22 protein-coding genes are annotated in these 23,093 nt (G+C 66.7%); 8 read left to right on the top strand and 14 right to left on the bottom strand.

Annotation, left to right across the window (positions count from 1 at the left end; translation table 11 throughout):
* Nucleotides 1-57 precede the first annotated feature (57 nt).
* The 7 genes from rbsD to AB7A72_RS17340 all read right to left on the bottom strand — a co-directional run bounded on the left by rbsD (nt 58) and on the right by AB7A72_RS17340 (nt 7,573).
* A complete protein-coding gene (gene rbsD / locus AB7A72_RS17370; protein WP_239810239.1) occupies nt 58-459 on the bottom strand; it encodes a D-ribose pyranase in 402 nt (133 codons plus the stop codon).
* A complete protein-coding gene (gene rbsK, locus AB7A72_RS17365) occupies nt 456-1,430 on the bottom strand; it encodes a ribokinase (protein WP_256460948.1) in 975 nt (324 codons plus the stop codon). The genes rbsD and rbsK overlap by 4 nt, the downstream gene beginning before the upstream one ends.
* Nucleotides 1,427-2,476, bottom strand: a complete 1,050-nt coding sequence (locus tag AB7A72_RS17360; RefSeq protein ID WP_239810238.1) for a LacI family DNA-binding transcriptional regulator — start codon at nt 2,474-2,476, stop codon at nt 1,427-1,429. The genes rbsK and AB7A72_RS17360 overlap by 4 nt, the downstream gene beginning before the upstream one ends.
* An 8-nt stretch (nt 2,477-2,484) precedes the next feature.
* Entirely contained in the window at nt 2,485-3,513 is a 1,029-nt protein-coding gene (locus AB7A72_RS17355; RefSeq protein WP_369460690.1) for an ABC transporter permease, read from the bottom strand.
* A 24-nt stretch (nt 3,514-3,537) separates the two neighbouring features.
* Nucleotides 3,538-5,127 carry a sugar ABC transporter ATP-binding protein gene (locus AB7A72_RS17350; RefSeq protein ID WP_312462541.1) on the bottom strand — a complete coding sequence of 530 codons (1,590 nt, stop codon included), beginning with the start codon at nt 5,125-5,127 and terminating at the stop codon, nt 3,538-3,540.
* A 14-nt stretch (nt 5,128-5,141) separates the two neighbouring features.
* Nucleotides 5,142-6,092: a sugar ABC transporter substrate-binding protein gene (locus AB7A72_RS17345; RefSeq protein ID WP_239810236.1), complete on the bottom strand. Its 951-nt coding sequence runs from the start codon at nt 6,090-6,092 to the stop codon at nt 5,142-5,144.
* Nucleotides 6,093-6,307: 215 nt separating this feature from the next.
* A complete protein-coding gene (locus tag AB7A72_RS17340) occupies nt 6,308-7,573 on the bottom strand; it encodes a YbfB/YjiJ family MFS transporter (protein ID WP_369460689.1) in 1,266 nt (421 codons plus the stop codon).
* 78 nt (nt 7,574-7,651) lie between these two features.
* Here AB7A72_RS17340 and AB7A72_RS17335 point away from each other — a divergent pair, with 78 nt between their 5' ends.
* From AB7A72_RS17335 to pdxY, 3 genes are read left to right on the top strand one after another with little or no spacing between them, the layout of a single operon-like run.
* Nucleotides 7,652-8,536, top strand: a complete 885-nt coding sequence (locus tag AB7A72_RS17335) for a LysR family transcriptional regulator (RefSeq protein ID WP_312413938.1) — start codon at nt 7,652-7,654, stop codon at nt 8,534-8,536.
* On the top strand, nt 8,533-9,585 hold the full coding sequence (locus AB7A72_RS17330) for an NAD(P)H-dependent flavin oxidoreductase (protein WP_369460688.1): 1,053 nt from the start codon (nt 8,533-8,535) through the stop codon (nt 9,583-9,585). The genes AB7A72_RS17335 and AB7A72_RS17330 overlap by 4 nt, the downstream gene beginning before the upstream one ends.
* A gap of 47 nt (nt 9,586-9,632) precedes the next feature.
* Nucleotides 9,633-10,529: a pyridoxal kinase PdxY gene (gene pdxY / locus AB7A72_RS17325; RefSeq protein ID WP_369460687.1), complete on the top strand. Its 897-nt coding sequence runs from the start codon at nt 9,633-9,635 to the stop codon at nt 10,527-10,529.
* A gap of 15 nt (nt 10,530-10,544) precedes the next feature.
* On the opposite strand, the gene AB7A72_RS17320 is transcribed toward pdxY, so the two are convergent.
* From AB7A72_RS17320 to AB7A72_RS17305, 4 genes are all read right to left on the bottom strand, one after another.
* The gene (locus AB7A72_RS17320; protein WP_369460686.1) at nt 10,545-11,840 is read right to left on the bottom strand and encodes an O-antigen ligase family protein; all 1,296 of its coding nucleotides are present in this window, start codon (nt 11,838-11,840) and stop codon (nt 10,545-10,547) included.
* On the bottom strand, nt 11,837-12,649 hold the full coding sequence (locus AB7A72_RS17315; protein ID WP_239810232.1) for a glycosyltransferase family 2 protein: 813 nt from the start codon (nt 12,647-12,649) through the stop codon (nt 11,837-11,839). Before AB7A72_RS17315 ends, AB7A72_RS17320 begins: the two co-directional genes overlap by 4 nt.
* A complete protein-coding gene (locus AB7A72_RS17310; protein ID WP_021028650.1) occupies nt 12,650-12,856 on the bottom strand; it encodes a zinc-finger domain-containing protein in 207 nt (68 codons plus the stop codon). It abuts the gene before it with no gap.
* A gap of 243 nt (nt 12,857-13,099) precedes the next feature.
* Nucleotides 13,100-13,531: a glycerate kinase gene (locus AB7A72_RS17305; RefSeq protein ID WP_239810231.1), complete on the bottom strand. Its 432-nt coding sequence runs from the start codon at nt 13,529-13,531 to the stop codon at nt 13,100-13,102.
* A 175-nt stretch (nt 13,532-13,706) separates the two neighbouring features.
* On the opposite strand from AB7A72_RS17305, the gene AB7A72_RS17300 reads away from it, so the two are divergent.
* From AB7A72_RS17300 to AB7A72_RS17285, 4 genes are all read left to right on the top strand, one after another.
* Nucleotides 13,707-14,399: a MarC family protein gene (locus AB7A72_RS17300; RefSeq protein WP_239810230.1), complete on the top strand. Its 693-nt coding sequence runs from the start codon at nt 13,707-13,709 to the stop codon at nt 14,397-14,399.
* A 121-nt stretch (nt 14,400-14,520) separates the two neighbouring features.
* Complete coding sequence (locus AB7A72_RS17295) at nt 14,521-16,047, top strand: S1C family serine protease (RefSeq protein WP_369460685.1); 1,527 nt, start codon at nt 14,521-14,523, stop codon at nt 16,045-16,047.
* Nucleotides 16,044-17,177, top strand: a complete 1,134-nt coding sequence (locus AB7A72_RS17290) for an FHA domain-containing protein (RefSeq protein ID WP_369460684.1) — start codon at nt 16,044-16,046, stop codon at nt 17,175-17,177. Before AB7A72_RS17295 ends, AB7A72_RS17290 begins: the two co-directional genes overlap by 4 nt.
* Before the next feature lie 96 nt (nt 17,178-17,273).
* Complete coding sequence (locus tag AB7A72_RS17285; protein ID WP_369460683.1) at nt 17,274-18,278, top strand: aldo/keto reductase; 1,005 nt, start codon at nt 17,274-17,276, stop codon at nt 18,276-18,278.
* Between the two features lie 6 nt (nt 18,279-18,284).
* Here the strand turns inward: AB7A72_RS17285 and radA are convergent, their stop codons facing one another.
* On the bottom strand, nt 18,285-19,670 hold the full coding sequence (radA, locus tag AB7A72_RS17280) for a DNA repair protein RadA (RefSeq protein WP_230773463.1): 1,386 nt from the start codon (nt 19,668-19,670) through the stop codon (nt 18,285-18,287).
* Nucleotides 19,671-19,802: 132 nt separating this feature from the next.
* Between radA and AB7A72_RS17275 the strand changes: the two genes are divergently transcribed.
* Entirely contained in the window at nt 19,803-20,429 is a 627-nt protein-coding gene (locus AB7A72_RS17275; protein WP_239810226.1) for a glutathione S-transferase family protein, read from the top strand.
* Between the two features lie 14 nt (nt 20,430-20,443).
* Here AB7A72_RS17275 and AB7A72_RS17270 read toward each other — a convergent pair whose 3' ends face one another.
* Both AB7A72_RS17270 and AB7A72_RS17265 read right to left on the bottom strand, forming a co-directional pair.
* Nucleotides 20,444-21,319, bottom strand: a complete 876-nt coding sequence (locus tag AB7A72_RS17270; protein WP_369460682.1) for a substrate-binding domain-containing protein — start codon at nt 21,317-21,319, stop codon at nt 20,444-20,446.
* Between the two features lie 44 nt (nt 21,320-21,363).
* The gene (locus tag AB7A72_RS17265; protein WP_373449391.1) at nt 21,364-22,986 is read right to left on the bottom strand and encodes an ABC transporter substrate-binding protein; all 1,623 of its coding nucleotides are present in this window, start codon (nt 22,984-22,986) and stop codon (nt 21,364-21,366) included.
* Nucleotides 22,987-23,093 lie beyond the last annotated feature (107 nt).

Genomic DNA, 23,093 nt, shown 5'->3' with positions numbered 1-23,093 from the left:
AAGGGCCTCTTGCTTTGCAGCAGAGGCCCTTGTTGATGGCACGGTGGATGTCAGCGCTTAAAAAGCGACGCCGGAGCGCAGCGCAATATTCGCATAAGGCGTGCATTCGCCAGTGCGCACGACGGCCACGGCCTGACGGCTCAGCGCCTTGAACGCTTCATGCGGCACGCATTGCGGCGCGCTGGGCAGGCCATCGGCCTGGCGCTGCTGGTACCAGGCCGGCAGTTGCGGCCCGTCCAGGCACTCGTTGGCGACGACGGCCGCTTCCACCTGCAGCTCGCTCAGAATGGCCTGCAGCACCTGGTCCAGGCTGGGCACACCGCGCGCCACGGCCAGGTCCACCCGGCGCACGCCAGGGGGCACCGGCAGGCCGGCATCGCCAATGACCAACAGATCGCCATGGCCCATCGCGGCGATGATCTGCGACAACTCGATATTCAACAATGCGGCACGCTTCATACGGGGCTCCAGAGGCTGGCTTCGGTGCGGGTGGCGACCTCGGCATGGAAAGGAATGGAAGGCTGTGCGCCTGCGCGGGTCACGCAGATGCCCGCCGCACGGATGGCCCACTGCGTGGCGTCGTCCAGGCTGGCGCCAGCCGCCAGTTGCACGGTGAGTGCGCCCAGGAAGGTATCGCCAGCGGCCGTGGTGTCCACCGCCTGTACCTGGGGGGCGCGGTGCCAATGGGCGGCGGCTTCTGCGCTGCCCTGGGCCGGCTGGCCGCAGCAAACGGCGCCCTGGCTGCCCAAGGTCACCACCACCTGGCCCACGCCCTTGGCCTGCAGCCAGCGCGCGGCACGGGCGGCGCTTTCGGGGCTGTCCACCGGGCTGCCGCTGAGCTGGGCGGCTTCGCCTTCGTTGACCACCAGCACATCCACCATGGGCCACCAGGCATCGGGCAGCGGCTGCACCGGTGACGGGTTGAGCACAGTCTTGCAGCCCACGGCGCGCGCGCTGCGCAAGGCCTGGTCCACCTCCTGCAAAGGGGTCTCGAACTGCAGCACCACATAGTCGGCATCCTGCAGCAGCGGGCGCAGCACCGGCTCGGTCACCTGCAGCCGCAGGTTGGCACCGGGCACCACCACGATCTGGTTCTGGGCGCTGTCATCGACGCTGATGACGGCCACGCCGGTGGCATCGCGCGCACTGCGCTGCACATGCTGCACATCGATATGGTCGGCCACCAGACCAGCGAGCAATTGGTCGGCATAGGCGTCCTCGCCCACGCAGGACAGCAGGCTGACGGCCGCCCCCTGCCGCGCACAGCTGACGGCCTGGTTGCCACCCTTGCCGCCGGGCACCTGGCTGAGCGACTGGCCCAGCATGGTCTCGCCAGCGCGCGGCATATGCGGCACGCGCAGCACCAGGTCCATGTTCAAACTGCCCAGCACCACGATACGCGGCGCCTGGCTCAAGATAGGCACATTCACACTGTTTCTCCACTCACAATCGGCACGGCAGCCCGGGCCAGCGCCCGGCTGCTCTCGCGGGTGACCAGCGCCGGCACCAGCATCTGCGTGGCAGCGGCGGCCGGGCCGGCGCTGCGGCCGGCCTGGATGCGCTCCAGCAACCAGGCCAACGCCTGCTGGGCCATGGCCCGGGTCGGCTGGGCCACCGTGGTCAGCGCTGGCTGGGTATAGCTGGCCAGCTCGATATCGTCATAGCCCACCACGGCCACATCGCGCGGCACCTGCAGGCCCGCCTCATGCACGGCGCGCAGCGCGCCCATCGCCATCAGGTCGTTGCAGGCAAACACGGCCGTGGGCCGGTTGGCGCCGCCGTCGTGCAGCAGGCGCTGCATGGCCACATAGCCACCGTTGACGGTGAAATCACCATGCACCAGCAGATCGCTGGGCAGGCCCACCAGCTGCAGTGCCTGGCGCCAGCCCTGTACGCGCTGTTCGCTGGACTGCAGATCCTGCGGGCCAGCGACGCAGGCAATGCGCTTGCGGCCCAGGGCCATCAGGTGCTGGGTGGCCAGCATGCCGCCCTGCACATGGTCGGTCTGCACGCAGGGGCGCTCCAGGCCGGCAATGGCCCGGTCGATCAGCACCATCGGCAGCGCCGTCTGCACCAGGTGCTGGGACATCAGCGCATCATCGCTGGTGGAGGCCACGATCAGGCCATCGACCCGCTTTTGCGACAGCACATCCAGGTAGACCTGCTGGCGCCCGGCATCGTTGTCGGTATTGCACAGCAGCAGCGCATAGCCGGCCGCAAAGCAGGCGTCTTCGACCGCGCGTACCAGCTCGGCAAAATAGGGATTGGAGTTGTCCGGCACCAGCATGCCGATGGTGTGCGTGGCCTGGGTCTTGAGGCTGCGCGCCACGGCGCTGGGCACATAGCCCAGGGTCTGCACGGCTTCCAGCACACGCTCCTGCGTGGCCGGCAGCACCGAACGCGTCTTGTTCAGCACATGCGAGACCGTGGTGACGGACACGCCCGCCAGGCGCGCCACGTCCTTGATGCTGCTCATCACCACCGTCAGGCCCGGCGTGCGGCACGGCGCTGGCGCACCGTGTCGATGATCACGGCCACGACGATCACCGCGCCGGTGATGATGCGCTTGGCCGGCTCGCTGGCGCCGATCTGGGCCAGGCCCGCTTCCAGCACCGCGATGATCAGCACACCAAAGAAGGTGGCGATCACCGAGCCGCGCCCGCCCATCAGGCTGGTGCCACCGATCACGACGGCGGCAATCACTTGCAGCTCCATGCCGCTGCCGGCATTGGGGTCAGCGGCCTCTAGGCGGGCCGACTGCATCAGGCCTGCCAGGCCGGCGAGCAGGCCGGTCAGTGCAAACACCAGGATGCGGATGGGGCGCGGATCGATACCGGCCAGGCGCATGGCCTCTTCATTGGTGCCGATGCCGACCACATAGCGGCCGAACACGGTGCGGGTCAGCACAATCTGGCCCAGCGCCACCACCACGATGGCGATGACAAAAGCCGCCGAGACGCCCGCGGCAATGGGCGCCGCCAGGCCCGAGATCGCATCGCCCACATACTGGGTGCGCGAGTCGGTAACCAGGTAGGCCGCGCCACGCAGCGCTTCGAGCATGCCCAGCGACACAATGAAGGTGGGCAGGCGCCAGACCACCGAGATGGAGCCCAGCACCGCGCCGCACAGCAGGCCGCAGAGCAGGCCCAGCGCACCCGCAGCCCAGGGGTTGAGGCCCCAGACCAGAATCGCCTGGGCCGCCACCGCCGCCGACAGCGCCAGCACCGAACCCACTGACAGGTCAATGCCCGCCAGGATCAGCACAAAGGTCATGCCCACGGCCATCACCGCCAGCGCGGGGATCTCGTTGGCGATGGTGACAAAGGTCTCGGTGCTCCAGAAATACTCGCTGAGGAAACTGAACAGCGCGACCATCGCGGCGAGCACCAGAAACAGGCCCACATAGGTGCCCCAGGCCTGCATGCGGCCCGAAGACGTCTGCGAGGCGGCGCTGGCAGCCGCTGCAGCCGGCGGCGTAGGCGCGCTGGCGCGCGCGGAAAGGGGGGTAGTCATGGCTTGGTCCTCTTGCCTGCTCTTTTATTCGGGGGTTGCAGCCTGTGCTGCGGCGTGGGCCGATGGGGCTTCGTCCACATTGCCAAAGGCGGCGGCCAGCAACTGCTGGTCGCTCCACTGGCCGCGCTCGAACACGGCCACCAGCTCGCCATCGTGCATCACGCCAATGCGGTCACACATGGCCATCAGCTCCCGCAGGTCGCTGGAGACCATCAGCACGGCCTTGCCGTCATCGCACATGCGGTCGATCTCGTGGTAGATGTCGGCGCGCGCGCCCACATCGACGCCACGTGTGGGCTCATCGAGCAGCAGCACATCGCAGGGCTGGTGCAGCCAGCGGGCAAACACCACTTTTTGCTGGTTGCCACCGCTCAGCGTGGAGACGGCCTGCTCGGCGCTGCGCGAGCGGATGCGCAGGCGCTCGACAAAATGGCGGGCCACTTCGCTCTCCTGCGCGCGCTGCAGCCAGCCGCCGCGTGCAATCTTGTGCATGCCCGCCAAGGTGGTGTTGGCGCGGATCGACTGGGACAGCAGCAGGCCTTGCGACTTGCGGTCTTCGGTCACCAGGCCGATACCGGCCCGGATCGCCTGCACGGGGCTGTTCCAGTTGGGCGCCACCGTCTGCGTGGGCGCGGGGCTGCCAGCGGCATGCAGGCTGATTTCGCCGTGCTCGGCGCGGTCTGCGCCAAACAGCAGGCGCACCAGCTCGGTACGGCCCGAGCCGACCAGGCCCGCCAGGCCCATGATCTCGCCCGCATAGAGCGACAGACTGACGCCGCGCACCTGCGCGCCGCGTTGCAGATTTTTGGCAGACAGGCGCAGCGCACCACGCGCGCGGCGCGGCCGGCCTTCGTTGTCCTGCACCGCATGGCCCACCATGCGCTCGACCAGTTCATGCTCCTGCACGCCCTGCATGGGCCGCACATCGACCAGGCGGCCATCGCGCAGCACGGCCACCTTGTCGGCGATGCGCTGCAGCTCTTCGAGCCGGTGCGACACATAGACCAGCGCCACACCGCGCTCCTTGAGCAGTGCAATCTGTGTGAACAAATGCTCGGTTTCCTTGAGCGTGAGCATCGCGGTGGGCTCATCGAGCACCAGCACCCGCGTGCCCTCCTGCAGGTTACGGGCGATCTCCACCATCTGCTGCTGGCCAATGCCCAGCTGCGAGACAGGGGTGTCCGGATCGATATGCTCCATGCCGATCTTGGCCAGCTGGGTGCGGGCCAGCGCCCGCATCGCCGCATGGTCCAGCCAGCCGAGCCTGTGGGGGAGCTGGCCGAGCAGCAGGTTCTCGGCCACCGTCAAGGTAGCCACCAGGCCCAGCTCCTGCATCACCATGCGCACGCCCAGGCGCTCGGCTTCGCGCCGCGACGCGGGGGCAAAGGGCTTGCCATCGAGCTGCATCTGCCCCTGCGATGGATCCACCAACCCGCACAGAATCTTGGACAAGGTGCTCTTGCCCGCGCCGTTTTCACCGGTCAGCGCCATCACTTCGCCCGCCTGCAGATCCAGGCTCACGCCCTCCAGCACCAGGGTGCCGGAGTAGGCCTTGCCGATCTGCTGCAAACGCACGCGTGGCGTGCCGGCGCCTTGCGCCTCAGTCGTAGCCATGGGGTGCGCCGTGATTACTTGCTGTCCTTGGTCACCAAGGCCACATCGGTCTTGACTTCAGCGGGCAGCTCGTTCTGCTTTTTCTTCTCGGCCAGCGCCTTGAGGGCGATCTCGATGCCGAACACAGCCTGCTTGGCAGCGTACTGGTCGGCGGTGGCCAGCACGCGGCCGTCCTTCAGCATGGGCTTGATGGCGGCGATATTGTCATAGCCCACGACCTGCACCTTGCCGGTGCGGCCGGCGGCCTTCACCGCTGCGACCACGCCCAGCGCCATGCTGTCGTTGCCTGCCATGATCGCCTTCAGATCAGGGTGCTCGCGCAGCATGCCGGCGGCCACCGTGTTGCCCTTGTCGATTTCCCACTGGCCCGACTGCAGGCTGACCACATTGGCGCCAGCGGCCTTCATCGCATCCTGGAAGCCCAGGGTGCGCTGCTGGGCGTTGAAGGTGGTCGAGACGCCTTCGACGATGCCCACCTTGTCACCGGCCTGCAGCTGCTTGCCCAGGAAATCGCCCACCAGCTTGGCGCCGGCACGGTTGTCCGGACCCACGAAAGGCACGTTCAGGTCCTTGCTCTTGAGCGCGTCGGCATCGAGCTTGTTGTCGATGTTGACGATCAGCACGCCCTTGTCTGCCGCATTTTTCAGCACCGACACCAGGGCCTTGGAGTCCGCCGGGGCGATCACGATGGCCTGCACGCGCTGGGCCACCATCTGCTCGACCATCTTGATCTGCGCGGCCGTGTCGGTCTCGTCCTTGATGCCATTGGCCACCAAGGTGTACTGGGCGGCATTGGCCTTCTGGTGCGCCTTGGCGCCGTCTTCCATCGTGCGGAAGAACTCGTTGGCCAGCGATTTCATCACCAGCGCCACCTTGGGCTTGTCAGCCGCAACGGCTTGGTGGGAAAAACCAGCCACGGTGGCCAAAGCCAGCGCAGCAGTCAGGGTACGGCGGGTAAAGCGCATGAGATAAGTCTCCGAAGGATTGTTGTGCATCGCGCGGTGCCATCCACAGCAGTAGCCGCGAGATGCCGCATGTTTGCATGGGCGCAAACGTTTGCGCCCCGGAGTTTACCCGAAGGTCAAACAAGATTTCACGAGTGGGTCATGCCGGGCAAATGCTTCGGCGGCACCCGCTTGGGCAACCCGCTACGGCTGCCTGCAGGCGGCCTTTCAGCGGCTCAGCCCTGGTGCGGATGGCGCCAGACCATGGCCGCCAGAATCACGATCCCCAACACCAGTGCAGCGCCTGCGGCCGCCAGGCCATAGGCAAAGCCCTGCTGGGTGCTGGCGCTGTGGGCCAGCATCCAGGCGACCATCGGCGGGCCTACGATCTGGCCCAAGCCGTAGGCCGCCGTCAGCAGACCCGGAAAGCTGCTGAGCGCGCTCGGCCAGATGCGGCGCGCCTCTTGCAGCGCAAAAAAGGTCAGTGCCGTAAACGGCAGGCCCAGCAGCAGGCTGCCCAGCGAAAAGCCCAGCGGCGTCGGCCACAGCGCACTGATGGCAATGGACACCGCCTGGATGCCGTAGCCGGCCATCAGCAGACGGCGCCGGTCCCAGCGGGTAGGCAAATGGGTCGAGAGATAGGCGCCCAGTGCCACGCCGCCGCCGAACATGGGCCAGAACAGGTCGGGCCAGACCGAATCGGCGGGCAGCGCGCCGCGCGCAATCACCGGCAGGTAGGTGGCGGTGACGATATAGCCCAGGCCGGCCAGGCTGTAGGCCAGGGTCAGCAGCAGCCGGTCCACCGGGCCCTCGGGTGCGGCTGCCACCGCGGCGCCGGTCTGCGTATGGGCAGGCGGTGGCGCCAGCGGGCCGCGCACCACCGTCATCACCATCAGCCAGAAGACCAGCGCCAGCAGCGCAAACGCCAGCCAGGCGCTGACGGCATGCCAGCCGGCTGCCACCATGGCGCTGGTGGCCAGGCCGGTCAGCGCAATGCCGATGCCCGGGCCGCAAAACAACAGGCCGCCCATCTGCGGCCGCCCCAGATGCGCCAGCTGCGACATGCACCACAGGGTGATATTGAGGAACACCACGGCGCTGGCCACGCCCGAGACAAAGCGCAGGCTGGCCCAGGCGCCGGGCCAGTTCAGTGCCATCGCCGCCGTCAGCACGGCGGTGATGAACAGCCACCAGTGCACCATGCGCGAGGGGTGCAGCCGCTGCATCAGGCCCTGGGCCACCCAGGGCAGCACCATGCACAGCAGCGAGCCGACAAAGTAGCCCAGGTAGTTGCTCATCGCCAGCCAGCTGCCCTGCGCCAGGTCAATGCTGCCGTCATGCAGCATCATCGGCATCAACGGGGTGAACGCAAAGCGCCCCACGCCCATGGCCGAAGCCAGCGCCACCATGCCGGCCACGGCCACCAGCCAGGGGCGCTGGTTCCAGGGCAGCGCAGCGCTGGACGAGGAAGGGGAAACCGAAGTGCTGACCGAGGGTGGCATGGTGCGGACCTGTCGTTTATGTATCTTTTTTAGAGATGCTATGTTAAATTAACATCTTCCAAAAAGATAGATACAAACGTGTTGGATCTCGCCACCCTTGCCATCTTTCAGCAGGTCATTGCCAGCGGCAGCATCACCCGTGCTGCGCAGCAGCTGGGCCGCGCCCAGTCCAATATCACCACCCGCATCCAGCAGCTGGAGGAGTCGCTGGGCGTTGCGCTTTTTGTACGCGAAGCCCGGCGCATGGTGCTGACACCCGAGGGACAGCAGCTGCAGCGCTATGCCGACCAGCTGCTGACCCTGGCCGAAGAGGCCACGCAGAGCCTGCGCGGCCAGCACCCCAGCGGCCGGCTGCGCCTGGGCTCGATGGAGAGCACCGCCGCCGCGCGCCTGCCGCTGCCACTGGCCACGTTCCACCGCACGCATCCGCAGGTGCAGCTGGAGCTGACCACGGCCGCGTCGCTGCAGCTGATGGAGCAGGTGCTGGACCACCAGCTCGATGCCGCGCTGGTGGCCTGGCCGCCGCCGGATGTGGATGCGCCGCTGCCGCTGGACCTGGTGCCGCTGTACGAAGAATCGCTGCAGCTGCTGCGCCCCGCCCAGACCCTGGAGGGAGAGCTGCCCCGCACCCTGGCCGGTTTCAGCGATGGCTGCACCTACCGCCGCATTGGCGAGCAATGGATGGCGCAGGCCCATGGCCCGGTTCCCACGCGGGTGTTGCAGTTGTCGTCCTACCACGCGATCATTGCGGCCGTGGCCGCCGGCAGTGCGGTGGCCGTCGTGCCCCAGACCGTGCTCGACCTGCAGCGCAACCCGCTGCCTGTGCACAGCCAGCCGCTGGGCAGCTGCACCACGATGTTTGTCACCCGCCAGGGCTATGCCACGCCGGCGGTGCAGCAATTGCTGGCGGTCCTGCAGACGGCCGCACCTACCCCTTTAACAGCAGCGATGGAGACCGTATGACCCGCGATGTGATGCAAGAACTGGGCCTGCAGCTGCCTGTGGTGCAAGGCCCGATGACCGGCGCGGACAGCGCAGCGCTGGCCGCTGCCGTCAGTGCGGGCGGCGGCCTGGGCTCGCTGGGCTGTGGCATGCGCTCGCCCCAGGCGATGGCTGAGGCCGCTGCCGCAGCGCGCGCGCAGACCGACCGGCCCTTCGCCATGAACCTGTTTGTGCAGGCCACCCCCGCACCCGATGCCGCCACCGTGCAGCAGGCCCTGAAGCGCCTGGCCCCGCTGTACGCCCGTTTTGGCGCGGAGCCAGCCGTACCCAGCCAGTGGTGCGAAGATTTTGCGCAGCAGCTCGATGCACTGGCCGCCTGCCGCCCGGCAGTGGCCAGCTTTACCTTCGGCATCCTCAACGCCGCCCAGGTGAAGCGTCTGCAGGCGGCCGGCAGCCAGGTCTGGGGCACGGCCACCACGGTGGCCGAGGCGTTGGCCTGGCAGGCGGTGGGGGCCGATGCGGTCATCGCCAGCGGCAGCGAGGCCGGTGGCCACCGGGGCACCTTCCTGGCGGACTATGCCTCGTCGATGGTCGCCACCTTGCCGCTAGTGCGCGACTGCGTGCGGCAGCTGCAGGTACCGGTAATTGCGGCCGGCGGCATCATGGATGGCGCCGGCATCGCCGCCGCACAGGCATTGGGGGCGCAGGCGGCGCAGATGGGCACAGCCTTTCTGGTCTGCCCGGAATCGGCCATCAACGTGGCCTACCGCACTGCACTGGCCGCTGCCCAGGCCACCGACACCGTCACCACCCGCACGATCTCGGGCCGCCCTGCGCGCGGCATCCGCAATGCGATGATCGATGCGCTCGAAGCCGATGAGGCCGCCATTCCGCCCTACCCGGTGCAAAACGCGCTGACCGGCGCACTGCGCAAGCTCGCCGGCGCGGCGGGCGATGCGCAGTACCTGTCGCTGTGGGCCGGCCAGGGCGTGGCCCAGGCCAGAGCCCTGCCCGCTGCGCAACTATTGCACCAGCTCAAGCAAGAGTGGCAGGCAGCGGGCGCACAATAGCAGCCAATGCCCGGCAGCCTGGTCCGGGCCAGCAAAGACTGCCTGCCGTGAACACTGTTGCACCCTCTGCCCCTGCGCAAGCCTCCCGCCCCGTCATCCTGTCCATCCAATCGCATGTGGCCTGGGGCTATGTCGGCAACTCGGCGGCGGTGTTTGCGCTGCAGCGCCTGGGCTTTGATGTGCTACAGGTGCATACGGTGCTGTTCAGCAACCACACGGGCTACGGGCAGTTCCGGGGCCAGATCCTGGGCGCCGAACATATCCGCGACATCCTCGCGGGCCTGCGCGAGCGCGGCGCGCTGCAGAAAGTGGGCGCGGTGCTCTCGGGCTACCTGGGCAACGCCGATACCGGCGCCGCCATTCTCGATGCCGTCAATGACATCCGCCAGGCCAACCCGCAGCTGCGCTACCTCTGCGATCCGGTGATGGGCGATGTGGGCCGGGGGCTCTTCGTCAACCCGGCGATCCCCGATTTTCTGCGCGACCAGGCCATCCCGTTCGCCAACATCATCACGCCCAACCAGTTCGAGTTCGAGCTGCTGAGCGGCACCAAGCTGGCCAGCACCGAAGAGGCTGTAGCTGTCGCGCGCCAGATGCGTGGGCGCGGGCCGGACACCATCGTCATCACCAGCCTGGCCACGCCCGACATCGCCGCCGGCCAGCTGGGCACCCTGGCCGTCAACGGGCAAGGCGCCTGGCTGGTGACCACGCCGCGTATCGACCTGCACCCCTTGCCCAATGGCATGGGCGATGTGTTTGCCGCCACCTTGCTGGGCCGGCTGGTGGATGGCCGCGCGTTGCCAGAGGCGCTGGAGCTGGCCACGGCTACCTTGTATTCGCTGGTCCAGGGCACGCAGGCGGGCTCCCGTGATCTGCCGCTGGTGGCAGCGCAGGCCCAGCTGATCGAGCCGGCAGCGCGCTTTGCGTCCCGCCAGGTGGCCTGAGGCAACCTAAGACGCTTATGGTTTCTGCTGCAAAGCCAGCAGTGCGCGCTCACGTCCGATCAGCGCACCCAGCAGCAGCACCAGCAGATAGACGTAGAACAGATGCCCGCTGTTGTGGGCAAAAAAGACCTGGGTCAGGCCAAAGCCGATGTAGCACATCGGAACCAGAATGCCGAGCATGCGCAGGTAGAGGATCTGGCGGTCCATGGGCATGCCCGGGCATTGCGCCATGCGCTTGCGGGTGGGCCAGAAGATCAGCAGCGGCACGGCATAAAAGGCCAGCAGCAAGGCCACTCCCACCAGGCCGCGCTTGGCAAACATGTCGAGCAGCTCGTTGTGCGCATGGTCATACGGCAGCACCGAGGCGCTGGCCTCGCCCGCTTCCACGCGGCGGGCTTTCTCTGCGATATAGCCTTGGAGGCCCCAGCCGGTCAGCGGCCTGTCCAGCCCCATGTGCCAGGCCAGGTGCCAGTGGGCCAGCCGCTGGCCGACCGAGGTTTCAGCCGCATGGCGGTCCTGCACCTCGTAGCTCTGCACCTCATGCACGGCGGTGTGGTAGCGCTGGGCCATTTCATCGCCCTTGAGCAAGACCAGCCCGCCAATGCCCAGCACGGCCGCCAGCAGGCCCAGCCCCACTGGTTTGCGCAGGCCGCAGCGCCACAGCAGCGCCGCGCCTATCAGCAGAACAAAGGGCAGCACGATCCAGCTGCCGCGCGTATCCGACAGGATGACGGCCAGCAGGCCGAACAGGCTGCAGACCAAACCCAGCGCACGCTGCCAGGCCGCCAATGAGCGCCATAGCAGCAGCACCCCAAAGCAGCAGGCCAGCGCCAGCACCAGCGCAATGCCGCTGAACTGGATCGCATTGGTAAAGCCGTTGGCGCGGTGGGCATCGGTCCAGCCCGTCTGGTAGACGGCGACCAGGCCCGCACCCAGGGCACCCGCCAGCATGCCCCAGCCCAGCGGGCGCACCCGGGGCGCAAAGGTCTGCAAAAAACCCAGGCCGGTGATGGCCAGTGCGTATTTGACGAACTGGTCGCTGCGCGAGCGCACATGCCAGTCATCGAAGCTCATGGTCCACATGACGGCCATGACGGCGAGCATCAGCGCCCAGGCCAGCGCGCGGCGGTCCCAGCTGCGGCCCCACCATTGGCGCACAAAAACCAGGCTGGCCAGCGCCAGCACTGCAGCGCCAAAGGAGTAGCCAGAGGGCAAGGTCAGTGCCACACCAGGCACCAGAAACGCCGCCAGCTGGCTGGCGCGTGCTGCGGCCGAGGGTGCAGCGGACGGCGCCGCAGCAGGGCGGCTCATCGGCGCACGTCTCCGCTCAGGTAAGGGCGGTCATAGGCCAGTGCCACATAGCGGAAGAAGCTCTCCAGTGCGACGAACACGCAATACAGGAAGCCCGCGCCCCCGCACAGAAAGCCGAAATGGAAGAAGTAAAGACGCACAAACATCGCCACCGACGAGGCCATACCGCGCAGAATGCCGCCACGCACGCCTTCTTCGGCCCGCTTGGCGGCCCCCAGCATCGCGTACTGGGTGAGCTTTTCCAGGCTGGAATGCACGGTGCTGCGCGAATGGTGCAGCAGCGGTGTGCGCATCAGGTGGCGCGTCACATTGGCGCGGCTCAGTTGCGCCTCTTCATGCACCACGCCTGTGTACTCGCGCAGCAGGCCACGCCAGAACAGGCGCTCGACCTTGGCGGTGGAGCGCAGGTATTTCAGTTCCTTGCCGAAAGCGACCATGCGCCAGCGCACCATCCAGATGGCTTCCTCTCCCGACTGGACGATGGCCTCCAGCTCCTCGCGGAACGCGGGAGAGATGGTCTCATCGGCATCGAGGAAGAACACATAGTCCCCCTTGGCGTGGGCGAGCAGCCGGTTGCGCTGCAACGCAAAGCCCTGCCAGTCTTCGTAGCGAAACACCTGGGCACCAAGGCTACAGGCAATGGCGGTGGTACGGTCCACACTGCCACTGTCCACCACCACAACCTGGTCGGCAAACGAGGCACTGCGCAAGCAGGCCTCGATATTGTCTTCTTCGTTGAGCGTGAGGATGCCAATGGTCAGCGTCAGCCTGCGCGAAGCTGCAGCGCCGCCCAATGGGGAATCAGTCACTCAATGGCCACCGTGGAAGGTTTCGCCCGCCTTGAGCCGGTACACGGTACCGCAGTACGGGCATTTGGCCTCGCCGCTGTGGCCGACATCCAGAAAAACGCGGGGATGGCCGCTCCACAATTTCATGTCTGCCTTGGGATTGGGGCAAAACACGCCACCTTGGGCGTTCAGGTCTTTGGCCAGCAACTCAACAACTGCCTGCGTCATGGTTTTCAACTTTCCTGCGCCGGCCCCGCACCCCTGTCGCGGACCGGCTTTCGATGATTCTGTAGGCACGGGCAATGGTGGGGACCAGCCCCAACGGGCTCCCGTGCTGGGCAGTGATTTTACGTGGACGGCGCCCGACTTGGCAGAAGATGCACATGGCGCACCTCAGATTTGACCGCCAAACCCGCCTAAAAGGGTGCCGCAGACGGGCGGCAGGTCGCCGTTGTTACAAGTGGGGCCGGCTCAAGGCTGCGGATGGGCGGGTGCAGCAGCGGCTTCGGCTGCATCAGCCGGGCGCTGCAGGGTCCATTTCTGCAGGCGCCCGTGCACAAACTCGCAGGTCACCGATGAGTCCGTGTTGTCGCGCCACACAAACACCTCGGGCTGCTCCAGGTCCTTGGACTGGCGCAGGCCCAAAGAGCGCGTCATGGCCACCACATGGACCAGCGGCACATTGGGTTTGAGCTTGGCATTGAGCATCACCGCACTGGCGACATAGCCCAAAGGCCGCTCGGAGGCCCGCTTCATGATGGTCATCAGACGGGTGAAGTGCAGCATCAGCCACAGCACGATGCCGCCGCTGACGGCCAGCACGCCCATCCATTTGTAATTTTGGTAAGCAGCCCCCAGCAGCACCAGCAAGCCGATGGGGATCAGTATGTTTCTCCAGTTCATCGCGCTATTGTCCACTGCCTCCGGAGTTGCCGTTGTCGCCAGGGGCCAATTGGACCGCCCCCCGCCCTGCGTTGCGCACATACGCTGTAACGATATTGGCCGGTTGCCCACTGGTTGGACTTCGCTTAGAGTGGCACCATCGGGCTATGGATTAACTATCAAAAGGCATTTCACGATGAATTTTGACACTTATCTGAGCGCGTCCCACCAGAGCTTCTGGCTGCTGGTGGTTACCGTCGTGCCTGCGCTGAGCCCGATCGGCATTTCGGTCTTCTTTCTGGCCTTGACCGAAGGCGCCAGCAAGGAATTGCGGCAAAGCATGGCCACCCGCATCGCCCTGCAGACCAGCGTGCTGATGGTCTTTTTCATGCTCTTTGGCGCCATCATCCTGAACCTGTTTTCCCTGTCCATCGACGTGGTGCGGCTGGGCGGCGGCCTGTTGCTGGCGGTGATCGGCTGGAACATGATCAACGCCAAGCCCAATGAGGAGTTGCAAGAAAAGCCCACCCAGTCCTTGTCGCCAGAATCCGCCCGTCTGCTCACCTTCTACCCACTGACCTTTCCGCTGTCATTTGGTCCGGGCACGCTGGCAGCGACCATCACGGTCAGCGTGGCAGTTCTGGACAGCGAGTCCAACGCCGTCGTCGCTGCCAACCTGCTCGGTGCCGTCGCCGGATGCCTGGTTGCAGGCAGCACGGTACTCATCTGCTACCGCTATGCAGACCGGATACTCAAACCGCTGGGCAAGAGCGGCGTCATGGTCTTCCTGAACTTCTCGGCTTTCATCCTCATGTGCCTGGGCATCCAGGTGGCCTGGGGCGGGCTGCGCAACCTGCTCACCGAGGTGCTGCGCCGTGGCGTTGCCTGAGACCTACGAACACTTGCACAGATACCGGATCCCTTCACACAACAGCGCTTTAATTTTGATAGCATTTGAGCTTGCCCGGTATCCAGCCCTGGCCGTCAGCCCCTGAGTCCAACGCCCTGCCATGCCTGCGAGCGAGCCCGCCGGCCTGCAGGGCGCGAACCCCAACACCATGACCCATTGCACATCTTTCCCTTTGTGGCGCAACGGCCTGGCGCTTGCGCTGGCTGCCTTGCTGGCAGCGCCCGCCATGGCCCAGGCGCCGCTGGTACAGACGGCCAACCCGCTCGCGGCGGAGGCTGCCGTGCCGGCGCCCACGGCGCCACCCCTGTCACCATCAGCGCCAGCAACACCGGGAACGCCTGCTGCTGCCAACCAACCCGCAGCGGCGGCCGAGGCCCCGCCCCCCTCCCCCGACGCGCAGCAGGCCTATATGGCTGCGCGCGACAAGCTGGTGCAGATCCGCACCCTGCGCCGCCAGACCAATACGCAAAGCAGCACCGGTTCGGGCTTTTTTGTCTCCGAGGATGGGTTGCTGATCACCAACTACCACGTGGTCAGCCAGCTCGCGCTGGAGCCCGAACGCCACCGCGCGGTGCTGGTCTCGGTCAGCGGCCAGGAGGCGCCGGTGCAGCTGCTCGCGATCGATGTGCTGCATGACCTGGCCTTGCTGCGCGTCACCCCCCCGCCAGCCAGCGAAGCGGCCCCAGCGCCCCGCTACAGTGCGCTGCCACTGCGCCCCAGCAGCCGGCCGCTGAGCGGCGGCGAGCGTATCTTCTCGCTGGGCAACCCGCTGGACGTGGGCTTTGCGATCACCGAGGGCACCTACAACGGTCTGGTGCAGCGCAGCTTCTACCCGCGCATCTTCTTTGGCGGCACCTTGAACCCGGGCATGAGCGGTGGCCCGGCCATCGACACCCAGGGCCGCGTGGTCGGTGTCAACGTGGCCAAGCAGCTGGGCGCAGAGCAACTGAGCTTTCTGGTGCCGGTGGAGTTTGTCGAGCAGCTGCTCGCGCAGGGCCGCGAGGCTGCCCCGGTCAAGGGCGCCATGCATGCCGAAGTCACACGCCAGCTGATGGCCCACCAGAAGGACCTGGTCGACCGGGTGCTGAGCGGCAGCAGCCGCAGCGAGCGCTATGGCCCCTACCGCGTGCCCGTGCCATCCGAAACCCTGGCCCGCTGCTGGGGCGACGGCCGTGAGCGGCGCAGCGAATCCTTGTTCGATTTCGAGCGCAGCCAATGCCGCATCGACAGCGAAGTCTTCACCGGTGACGGCGATGTCGGCGGCCTGGGCATGCGCTACGAGGCCTACGACGCCCCGCGCCTGAGCCCCTGGCAGTTTGCCCATACCTACGGCAGCAGCTTTGCCAATGAACCGATGCGCAAACGCGGCAACCGTGTGCGCACCGGCTATGAATGCCGCGAGGATTTTGTCGCCGGTGACGCCAAGCTGCCGCTGCGCGCCGTCGTCTGCATGGCCGCCTACCGCAAGTTCAGTGGCCTGTATGACCTGACCGTGCTGGCCGTCTCGGTGGACCAGCCGCGCCAAGGCGTGCTTGGCCGCCTCAACGTCAGTGCCGTGAGTTTTGACAATGCCCAGCGCCTGGCCCGCCAGTACCTGCAAGGCTTCTCCAGCGAGGCCGCCCAATGAGCCAGCACGACTACCCCGAATTGACCGACATCGCTCCCGAACACGAAGACCCCAGCATCCAGGCGCCCGCCCCTGCGCAAGACGCGCAAGAGCCCGAAGGCGCGGTACTGGAGCTGGTCGAACGCGGCCACCGCCTGGCGATGGCCTTGCCGGTGTTTGCCTGGCCCTGCACCATCGGCCGCGCCGCCACCAATGACCTGGTGCTGACCGACCCCAGTATCGGCCCCAGCCATGTGCGCCTGCACCGCCTGGATGCAGGCCAGGCTAGTGCGGGCCACCCTGATGCGGGCCCCCCTGATGCGGGCCAATACGAAGTCGAGGTGCTCGACAGCACCAACGGCGTCTGGCACGGCAGGCGCCACTACGGCGCTGGCGAGCGCTTTGTCTGGCAGCCCGGCCAGCGGCTCACCCTGGGCCGGGGCGTGCAGTTGAACCTGCGCAGCACCGCCCAGCCCTTGCCCGCCACCCAGCGCTGGCGCCCGTTCTCGCGCGCCCAGGGCCTGCTGACGGCCATGGCCCTGGTGCTGCTCGTGCTGCTGTCGGCCTGGACCACCTGGCTGGGCGCCACCGAAACCGGTGCGCTGGCCCGCCAGCTGCCCGCCATCCTGCTGTGGATGCTGGGCGGCCTGCTGGTCTGGACCCTGGGCTGGTCGATGATGGGCAAGCTGTTCACCGGGGTGACCGGTTTCTGGCGCCATGTCTGCATTGCCTCGGTCGGCATGGTTGCCATGGCCTTGCTCGATGTGCTGCTGTCGGTGACGGGCTTTGCCATGTCCTGGCCGCTGCTCAGCCGCTTTGCCAGCCTCGCGTCCTTCACGTTGATGGCCGTGGTCATCTGGTTCCATCTGCGTGCAGCCACCTTGGTGTCGGCCCGTACCTTGGCGCTGGCTGTTGGCGGCCTGCTGGTGCTGGGCATCGGCGCCAAGCTGGGCCTGCAGTGGCAGACGCAAAAGCGCCTGGGTGACAACCTCTACATGTCCACCATGCTGCCGCCTGAATGGCGCTGGGCCCCTACCACCTCGGTGGACCAGTTCATGCAGGGCACCGACAGCATGCGCGAGCAGCTGCAAAACCGCAGCCAGCTGGAGAAGGACGACGACGAGGAAGGCGACGACAGCGGTCTCGATTGAGCAGCGATGCGTGGGGCAAGCCGCAGCCCCGTGACTGACAAACCGGCGGCGGCCCGCTAGCATCGAGGGACTCGACCTGATTCCCGAAGGACCAAGATGCAGTACCGCCAGCTGGGCGCCAGCCCCCTCCAAGTCTCCGCCCTCTGCCTGGGCACGATGATGTTCGCCGACCAGACCGATGCCCAGGAGGCGGCCGCCATCGTGGCCGATGCGCGTGCCCAGGGCGTCAACTTCATCGACACCGCCGACATCTACAGCAAGGGCGAGTCCGAGCGCATGGTGGGCCAGCTGCTGCAGGGCCAGCGCGATGACTGGGTGCTGGCCACCAAGCTCGGCAACCCCATGGGCAGCCAGCCCAACCAAGGCTACTACTCACGCGCCTGGATGCTGCGCGAGGTCGAGGCCAGCCTGCGCCGCCTGCAGACCGACCGCATCGACATTCTCTACCTGCACCGCGACCGCGCCGGCCTGCAGCTGCACGAGCCGCTGTATGCGCTCAAGCACCTGATCGACAGCGGCAAGATTCTGTACTGGGGCCTGTCCAATTTTCGCGGCTGGCGCATTGTCGAGGCCGTCTACACCGCCCGCGAGATCGGCCTGCCGCCGCCTGTCGTCTGCCAGCCCTATTACAACCTGCTCAACCGCATGCCCGAGACCGACATCCTGCCCGCCTGCGCGCAGTTCGGCATCGGCGTCGTGCCCTTCAGCCCGATTGCGCGGGGCGTGCTCAGCGGCAAGTACCAGCCAGGCATGGAGCCGCCCAAGGACAGCCGCGCCGGCCGCCAGGATGCCCGCATTCTGCAGACCGAGTTCCGCCCTGAATCCCTCGTGATCGCCCAGCAGGTGCAGCAGCACGCCGAGCGCCAAGGCATGAGCGCCGCGCAGTTTGCCACCGCCTGGGTGCTGGCCCACAACGCCATCAGCGCGGTCATCGCGGGCCCGCGCACCTTGAAGCAATGGCAGGACTACCAGCCCGCGCTGAACTACCAGATCACCGTGGAAGACGAGCGCCTGGTCAACGGCCTGGTCAGCCCCGGCCATCCATCAACGCCCGGGTACAACGATCCGGCGCATCTGTGGCCGCAGGGGCGCTTGGTTTAAGCCAGCTCAGTCCAACCCACGCACCAGCGAGATCGCCTCATCCACCCGGTCCACCGCGTGGATGGTGATGCCCTCGATCGGCTTTTTGGGTGCATTGGCCTTGGGGACGACGGCGACGGTAAAGCCCAGCTTGGCGGCCTCCTTCAGGCGCTCCTGCCCGCGCGGGGCCGGGCGCACTTCACCGGCCAGGCCCACTTCGCCAAAGGTGATGAAGCCCTTGGGCAGCGCCTTGCCGCGCAGGCTGCTGGTGATGGACAGCATGACGGCCAGGTCGGCCGCAGGCTCGCCAATGCGCACGCCGCCCACGGCGTTGACGAAGACGTCCTGGTCCGCGCAGGCCACGCCGGCATGGCGGTTGAGCACGGCCAGCAGCATGGCCAGGCGGTCGCGGTCCAGGCCCACCGACAGGCGGCGCGGGCTGGGGCCGCCGCTGTCGACCAGCGCCTGGATCTCGACCAGCAGCGGGCGGGAGCCTTCCAGGGTCACCAGCACGCAGCTGCCGGGCACCGGCTCGCTGTGCTGGCTCAGAAAGATGGCGCTGGGGTTGCTCACCCCCTTGAGGCCTTTTTCGGTCATCGCGAACACGCCAATCTCGTTGACGGCACCAAAGCGGTTCTTGATGGCGCGCACCAGGCGGAAGCTGCTGTGCGTATCGCCTTCGAAGTACAGCACGGTATCGACCATGTGCTCCAGCACGCGCGGACCGGCCAGCGCACCTTCCTTGGTCACATGGCCCACCAGCACCACGGCAATGCCGGTGCTCTTGGCCATGCGGGTCAGGTGGGCTGCGCATTCGCGCACCTGGGCCACCGAGCCGGGGGCCGAGCTGAGCTGGTCCGAGTACATGGTCTGGATCGAGTCGATGATGACGATGGCCGGCTGCGTGCTCTCGCAGGTGGCCAGGATCTTCTCCAGCTGGATTTCGCTCAGCACATCGACCTGGCTGTTGTCCAGTCCCAGTCTGCGTGAGCGCAGCGCCACCTGGGCACCGCTCTCTTCACCGGTCACATAGAGTGCTGGCAGGCCCTGGCGCTGCAGCGCATCGACCGCCTGCAGCAGCAAGGTCGATTTGCCGATGCCCGGGTCGCCACCGATCAGCACCACACCGCCTTCGACAATACCGCCGCCCAGCACCCGGTCGAGCTCGGCAATGCCGCTGGGGGTGCGGGCGACTTCGGTGGCTTCGATGGCCGCCAACGGCGTGACGGCCTGGGCCTGGCCGGCATAGCCGGTGCGGCCGGTCTGGCTCAGGCGGTTCTTGCCGCCACCGGCCGATTCGGTGGCGCTCTCCACCAAGGTGTTCCAGGCATTGCAGGAGGGGCACTTGCCCAACCAGCGCGGGCTGGTGCCGCCGCATTCGCTGCAGATGTAAACGGATTTCTCTTTGGCCATGGCGAGGATGTTTCGGTACAGACACCCATGGTAACGGCGAGCGCAGCGCGGCGCCGGCAAATCGTTTAGCATCCCCAGGCGATACGGCAGACAGCCCGCAACCAACACCCGGCACCGCCCCCAAGGAGACCCATGAGCCAAGACCTGACCCTGTACTACGCCCCCGGCACCTGCGCCCAGGCCGTGCTGATTGCCTTGCACGAGGCAGGTGCCGCCTTCCAGGCGCAGCGCCTGAACATGGCCGAAGGCGCGCAGCGCACGCCCGCCTACCTGGCCATCAACCCCAAGGGCCGCGTGCCTGCGCTGGTCACCCCGCAAGGCGTGCTGACCGAGACGGCTGCACTGCTGCTGTATGTGGCACAAACCCACCCTGACAAACAACTGGCGCCGCTGAGCGACCCGTTCCAACTCGCCCGTCTGCAGGAGTTCAACAGCTACCTGGCCTCGACCGTGCACATCAGCCATGCCCACCGCCCACGCGCAGCACGCTGGGCTGATGACGAAGCCGCACAAAAGGCCATGCAGGCCAAGGTGCCGCACAACATGCGCGATGCCTTTGCACTGATCGAGCGGCACTACCTGGGTGACAAGACCTGGGTGATGGGCGAGCAGTACACGGTGGCCGATGGCTACCTGTTCACGATGGCCGGCTGGCTCAAGAGCGACAGCGTCGATATCAATGAGTTCCCGCGCGTGGCCGCGCACTACGCCCGCGTGGCGGCACGGCCTGCGGTGCAGGCGGCGCTGGCGCAGGCCTAAAGCTCGCTCACATCCTAGGGCTGGTATTCGGCCGGATCGAGGTGCTCGACCGGCGGCGGTGGCGGCTGCGACACGCCCGCCACCGGCTCCCAGCCTGAGCCGTTCCAGTCATGCATGGCCGCTTCGCGCTGGTAAAAGCGGGCCAGCAACTGGGCACCGGCAGTGCTGCAGGCCTGGCCGGCAATGCCGGCGCTGTACACCGCCTCATAGGCGAGCGGGTGCGGTATCTTGCCAACTACCTGCACCTCGGCGGAGCGGGGCAGCTCGCTGCGCAGCAGCAGGCCCAGCTCCGCATCGCCCCGGGCCACCAGCTGCGCCACCTGGGGGCCAAACACCTTGATGCTCTTGGGCAGAACCTTGGCGCTCAGATCCAGTTCGCGAAACAGCTTTTGCTCGATAAAGTCGCTGCCATCGGCCGAGGGGTAGGCGATGCTGCGGACCGCCTCCAGCATCTGCTTGGCATCTTCGGTGTCCTTGAGCACCGGCAGCGGACGGCCGGCCTGCACGATGGCGATCAGCGGCGAGCGCACCACATCGTAGAGACGCCCCGGACGCACCAGGCCATGCGCCTGCAACAGCTGCAACACCGGGCGCGGCGCCAGCACCAGATCGACACAGCGCGCCTGCTGCAGGTACGGAGTCAGCTCCTGCACCACCACATGCGGCGCGCCATAGCCGGGCTCGGCACGGATCTGCGTGGGGATCATCAGCTGGCCGGCCAGTGCCCGGTGCACGGGTACAAAGCCTTCGGTCATCAGCAGCTGCACCGGCAGGCTGGCCTGGGCCAGGCTGGGTTCGGCCTCCGGCTGCGGCGGCTCGGAGGCACAGCCCGCCAGCACCGCAGCGGCACAGCTGAGCAAGAAGGAGCGGCGAAGAGGCATCAGGCGCATGCCGGCATTATCAGACAGCCGCGCCAACCCTCACCACCGGCCCCTTAATTCACCACATTCAACAGGCGCCAGTCGATGTAATTGTCCGCGCGGGTCGGGATGCTGACCTTCTTGCTGGCCGCCCAGGGCGTGATCAGGTTGAACAGCGGGATATGCGAGATGGCCTTGTGCTCGTTGAGCAGCACCTTCTCGATCAGCTGGTTGCGCAGCTTCAGATCGGTCTCGGTCTTGACGCGCTCGATCATCGCATCCTGCTGCGGGTCGGAGAAGCGGCCCAGGTTGAAGTTGCCATCGCCGCTGCCGCCCGGCGAGCGCAACAGCGCCTGCAGGCTGTAGTAGGCATCAAAGGTGGGCACCGACCAGCCCAGCAGGTACACGCTGGCTTCGTAGCGCTGGATCATCGGGAAGTAGGTGGCAAACGGGTAGGTGCGCAGCTTGGCCTTGATGCCCACCTTGGCCCACTGGGCGCTGATGGCCTGGCAAAGCTGCTCATCACTGGGGTAACGGCCTGCAGGGCAGGAGAACTCGAACTCAAACCCATCCGGGTAGCCCGCCTGGGCCAGCAGCTTCTTCGCGCCTTCGGCATCGAAGGCGAGGCGCTGGTCGGCCTGCTTGGTCCAGCCATTCACATGGTGGGCAATCAAGGTGCCGGTGGGCTGGGCCAGGCCACGCATCACCACGCGCTGGATGGTGCCCATGTCGATGGACTGGTACAGCGCCTGGCGCACGCGCACATCCTTGAACGGGTTCTTGCCCTTGACGCTGGACTGCGGAAGTTCGTCGCGAAACTGGTCCATCCCCAGGAACAAGGTGCGGTCAGCCGCGGACTCCAGCACCTGCAGGTTGGGCGCCTGCTTGATGCGCTGCAGGTCATTCATGCTCGGGTCGATGATGAAGTCCACCTCGCCCGACAGCAACGCAGCCGTGCGCGTGGCGTCCGACTTGATCGGCGTGTACACCGCCTGCGTGATGTTGCTCGGGTACTGGGTCTTGCCCCACCACTGCGGGTTGCGCTTGAGCACCAGGCGCGAATCCTGCGACCAGCTGTCGAGCACATAGGGGCCGGTGCCCAGCGCATGGCGGTGGGCATAGTTCTCGTCCTTGGCCTTGATGTCCTTGGGCACTTCGGACTGGTGCTGCACTGCCCAGGCCTTGCTCATGATGCGCAACTCGGTCAGCTGGTTGACCAGCACCGGGTTGGGCACCTCCGAGAAGATATCCAAGGTGCCGGCATTGACCACCTCGATGCGGTCGATGCCCTGGGTGTAGACCACAAAGCCGGAGCTCTTGGCCTTGGCCCGCTCCAGCGAGAACTTGACGTCATCGGCCGTCAGCGGCGAGCCATCGCTGAAGGTCACGCCTTCACGCAGGGTGATGCGCAGCTGCTTGGGGTTGATGCGCTCCCACTTGGTGGCCAGCGAAGGCTCGGGTTTCTGGGTCTGGCTGTTGTACTCGACCAGCGCTTCGTACACCGCGCGGTGCACCGAGTTGTTGACGCCGACATTCTGCGCATGGATATCCCAGGACGACAGATCGGCCGAGCGGGTCCAGCGGAAGTTCGAAGCCTGGGCAGAAAATGCCATGCTGGCCACCGCGCCAGCGATGGCCAGGGTGCAGACGCTGCGCGCCCAGCCGTTGCGGCCTTGCAGATGAGTGGTAGGTTGCATCACAGATTCCTTCATTCCATGCAAAAAATCAAAACGCCGCACTATCGCAGTGCAGCCCGGCCCCGCCAACGATTTATTCGTTGTATCGATATGGGCCTGGCGCTGAC

The organism is Comamonas sediminis, assembly GCF_041107495.1.
Lineage (GTDB): Bacteria > Pseudomonadota > Gammaproteobacteria > Burkholderiales > Burkholderiaceae_C > Comamonas > Comamonas sediminis.
The sequence above is the reverse complement of the archived record's forward strand: the minus strand, read 5'-3'. Positions and strand labels throughout refer to the sequence as shown.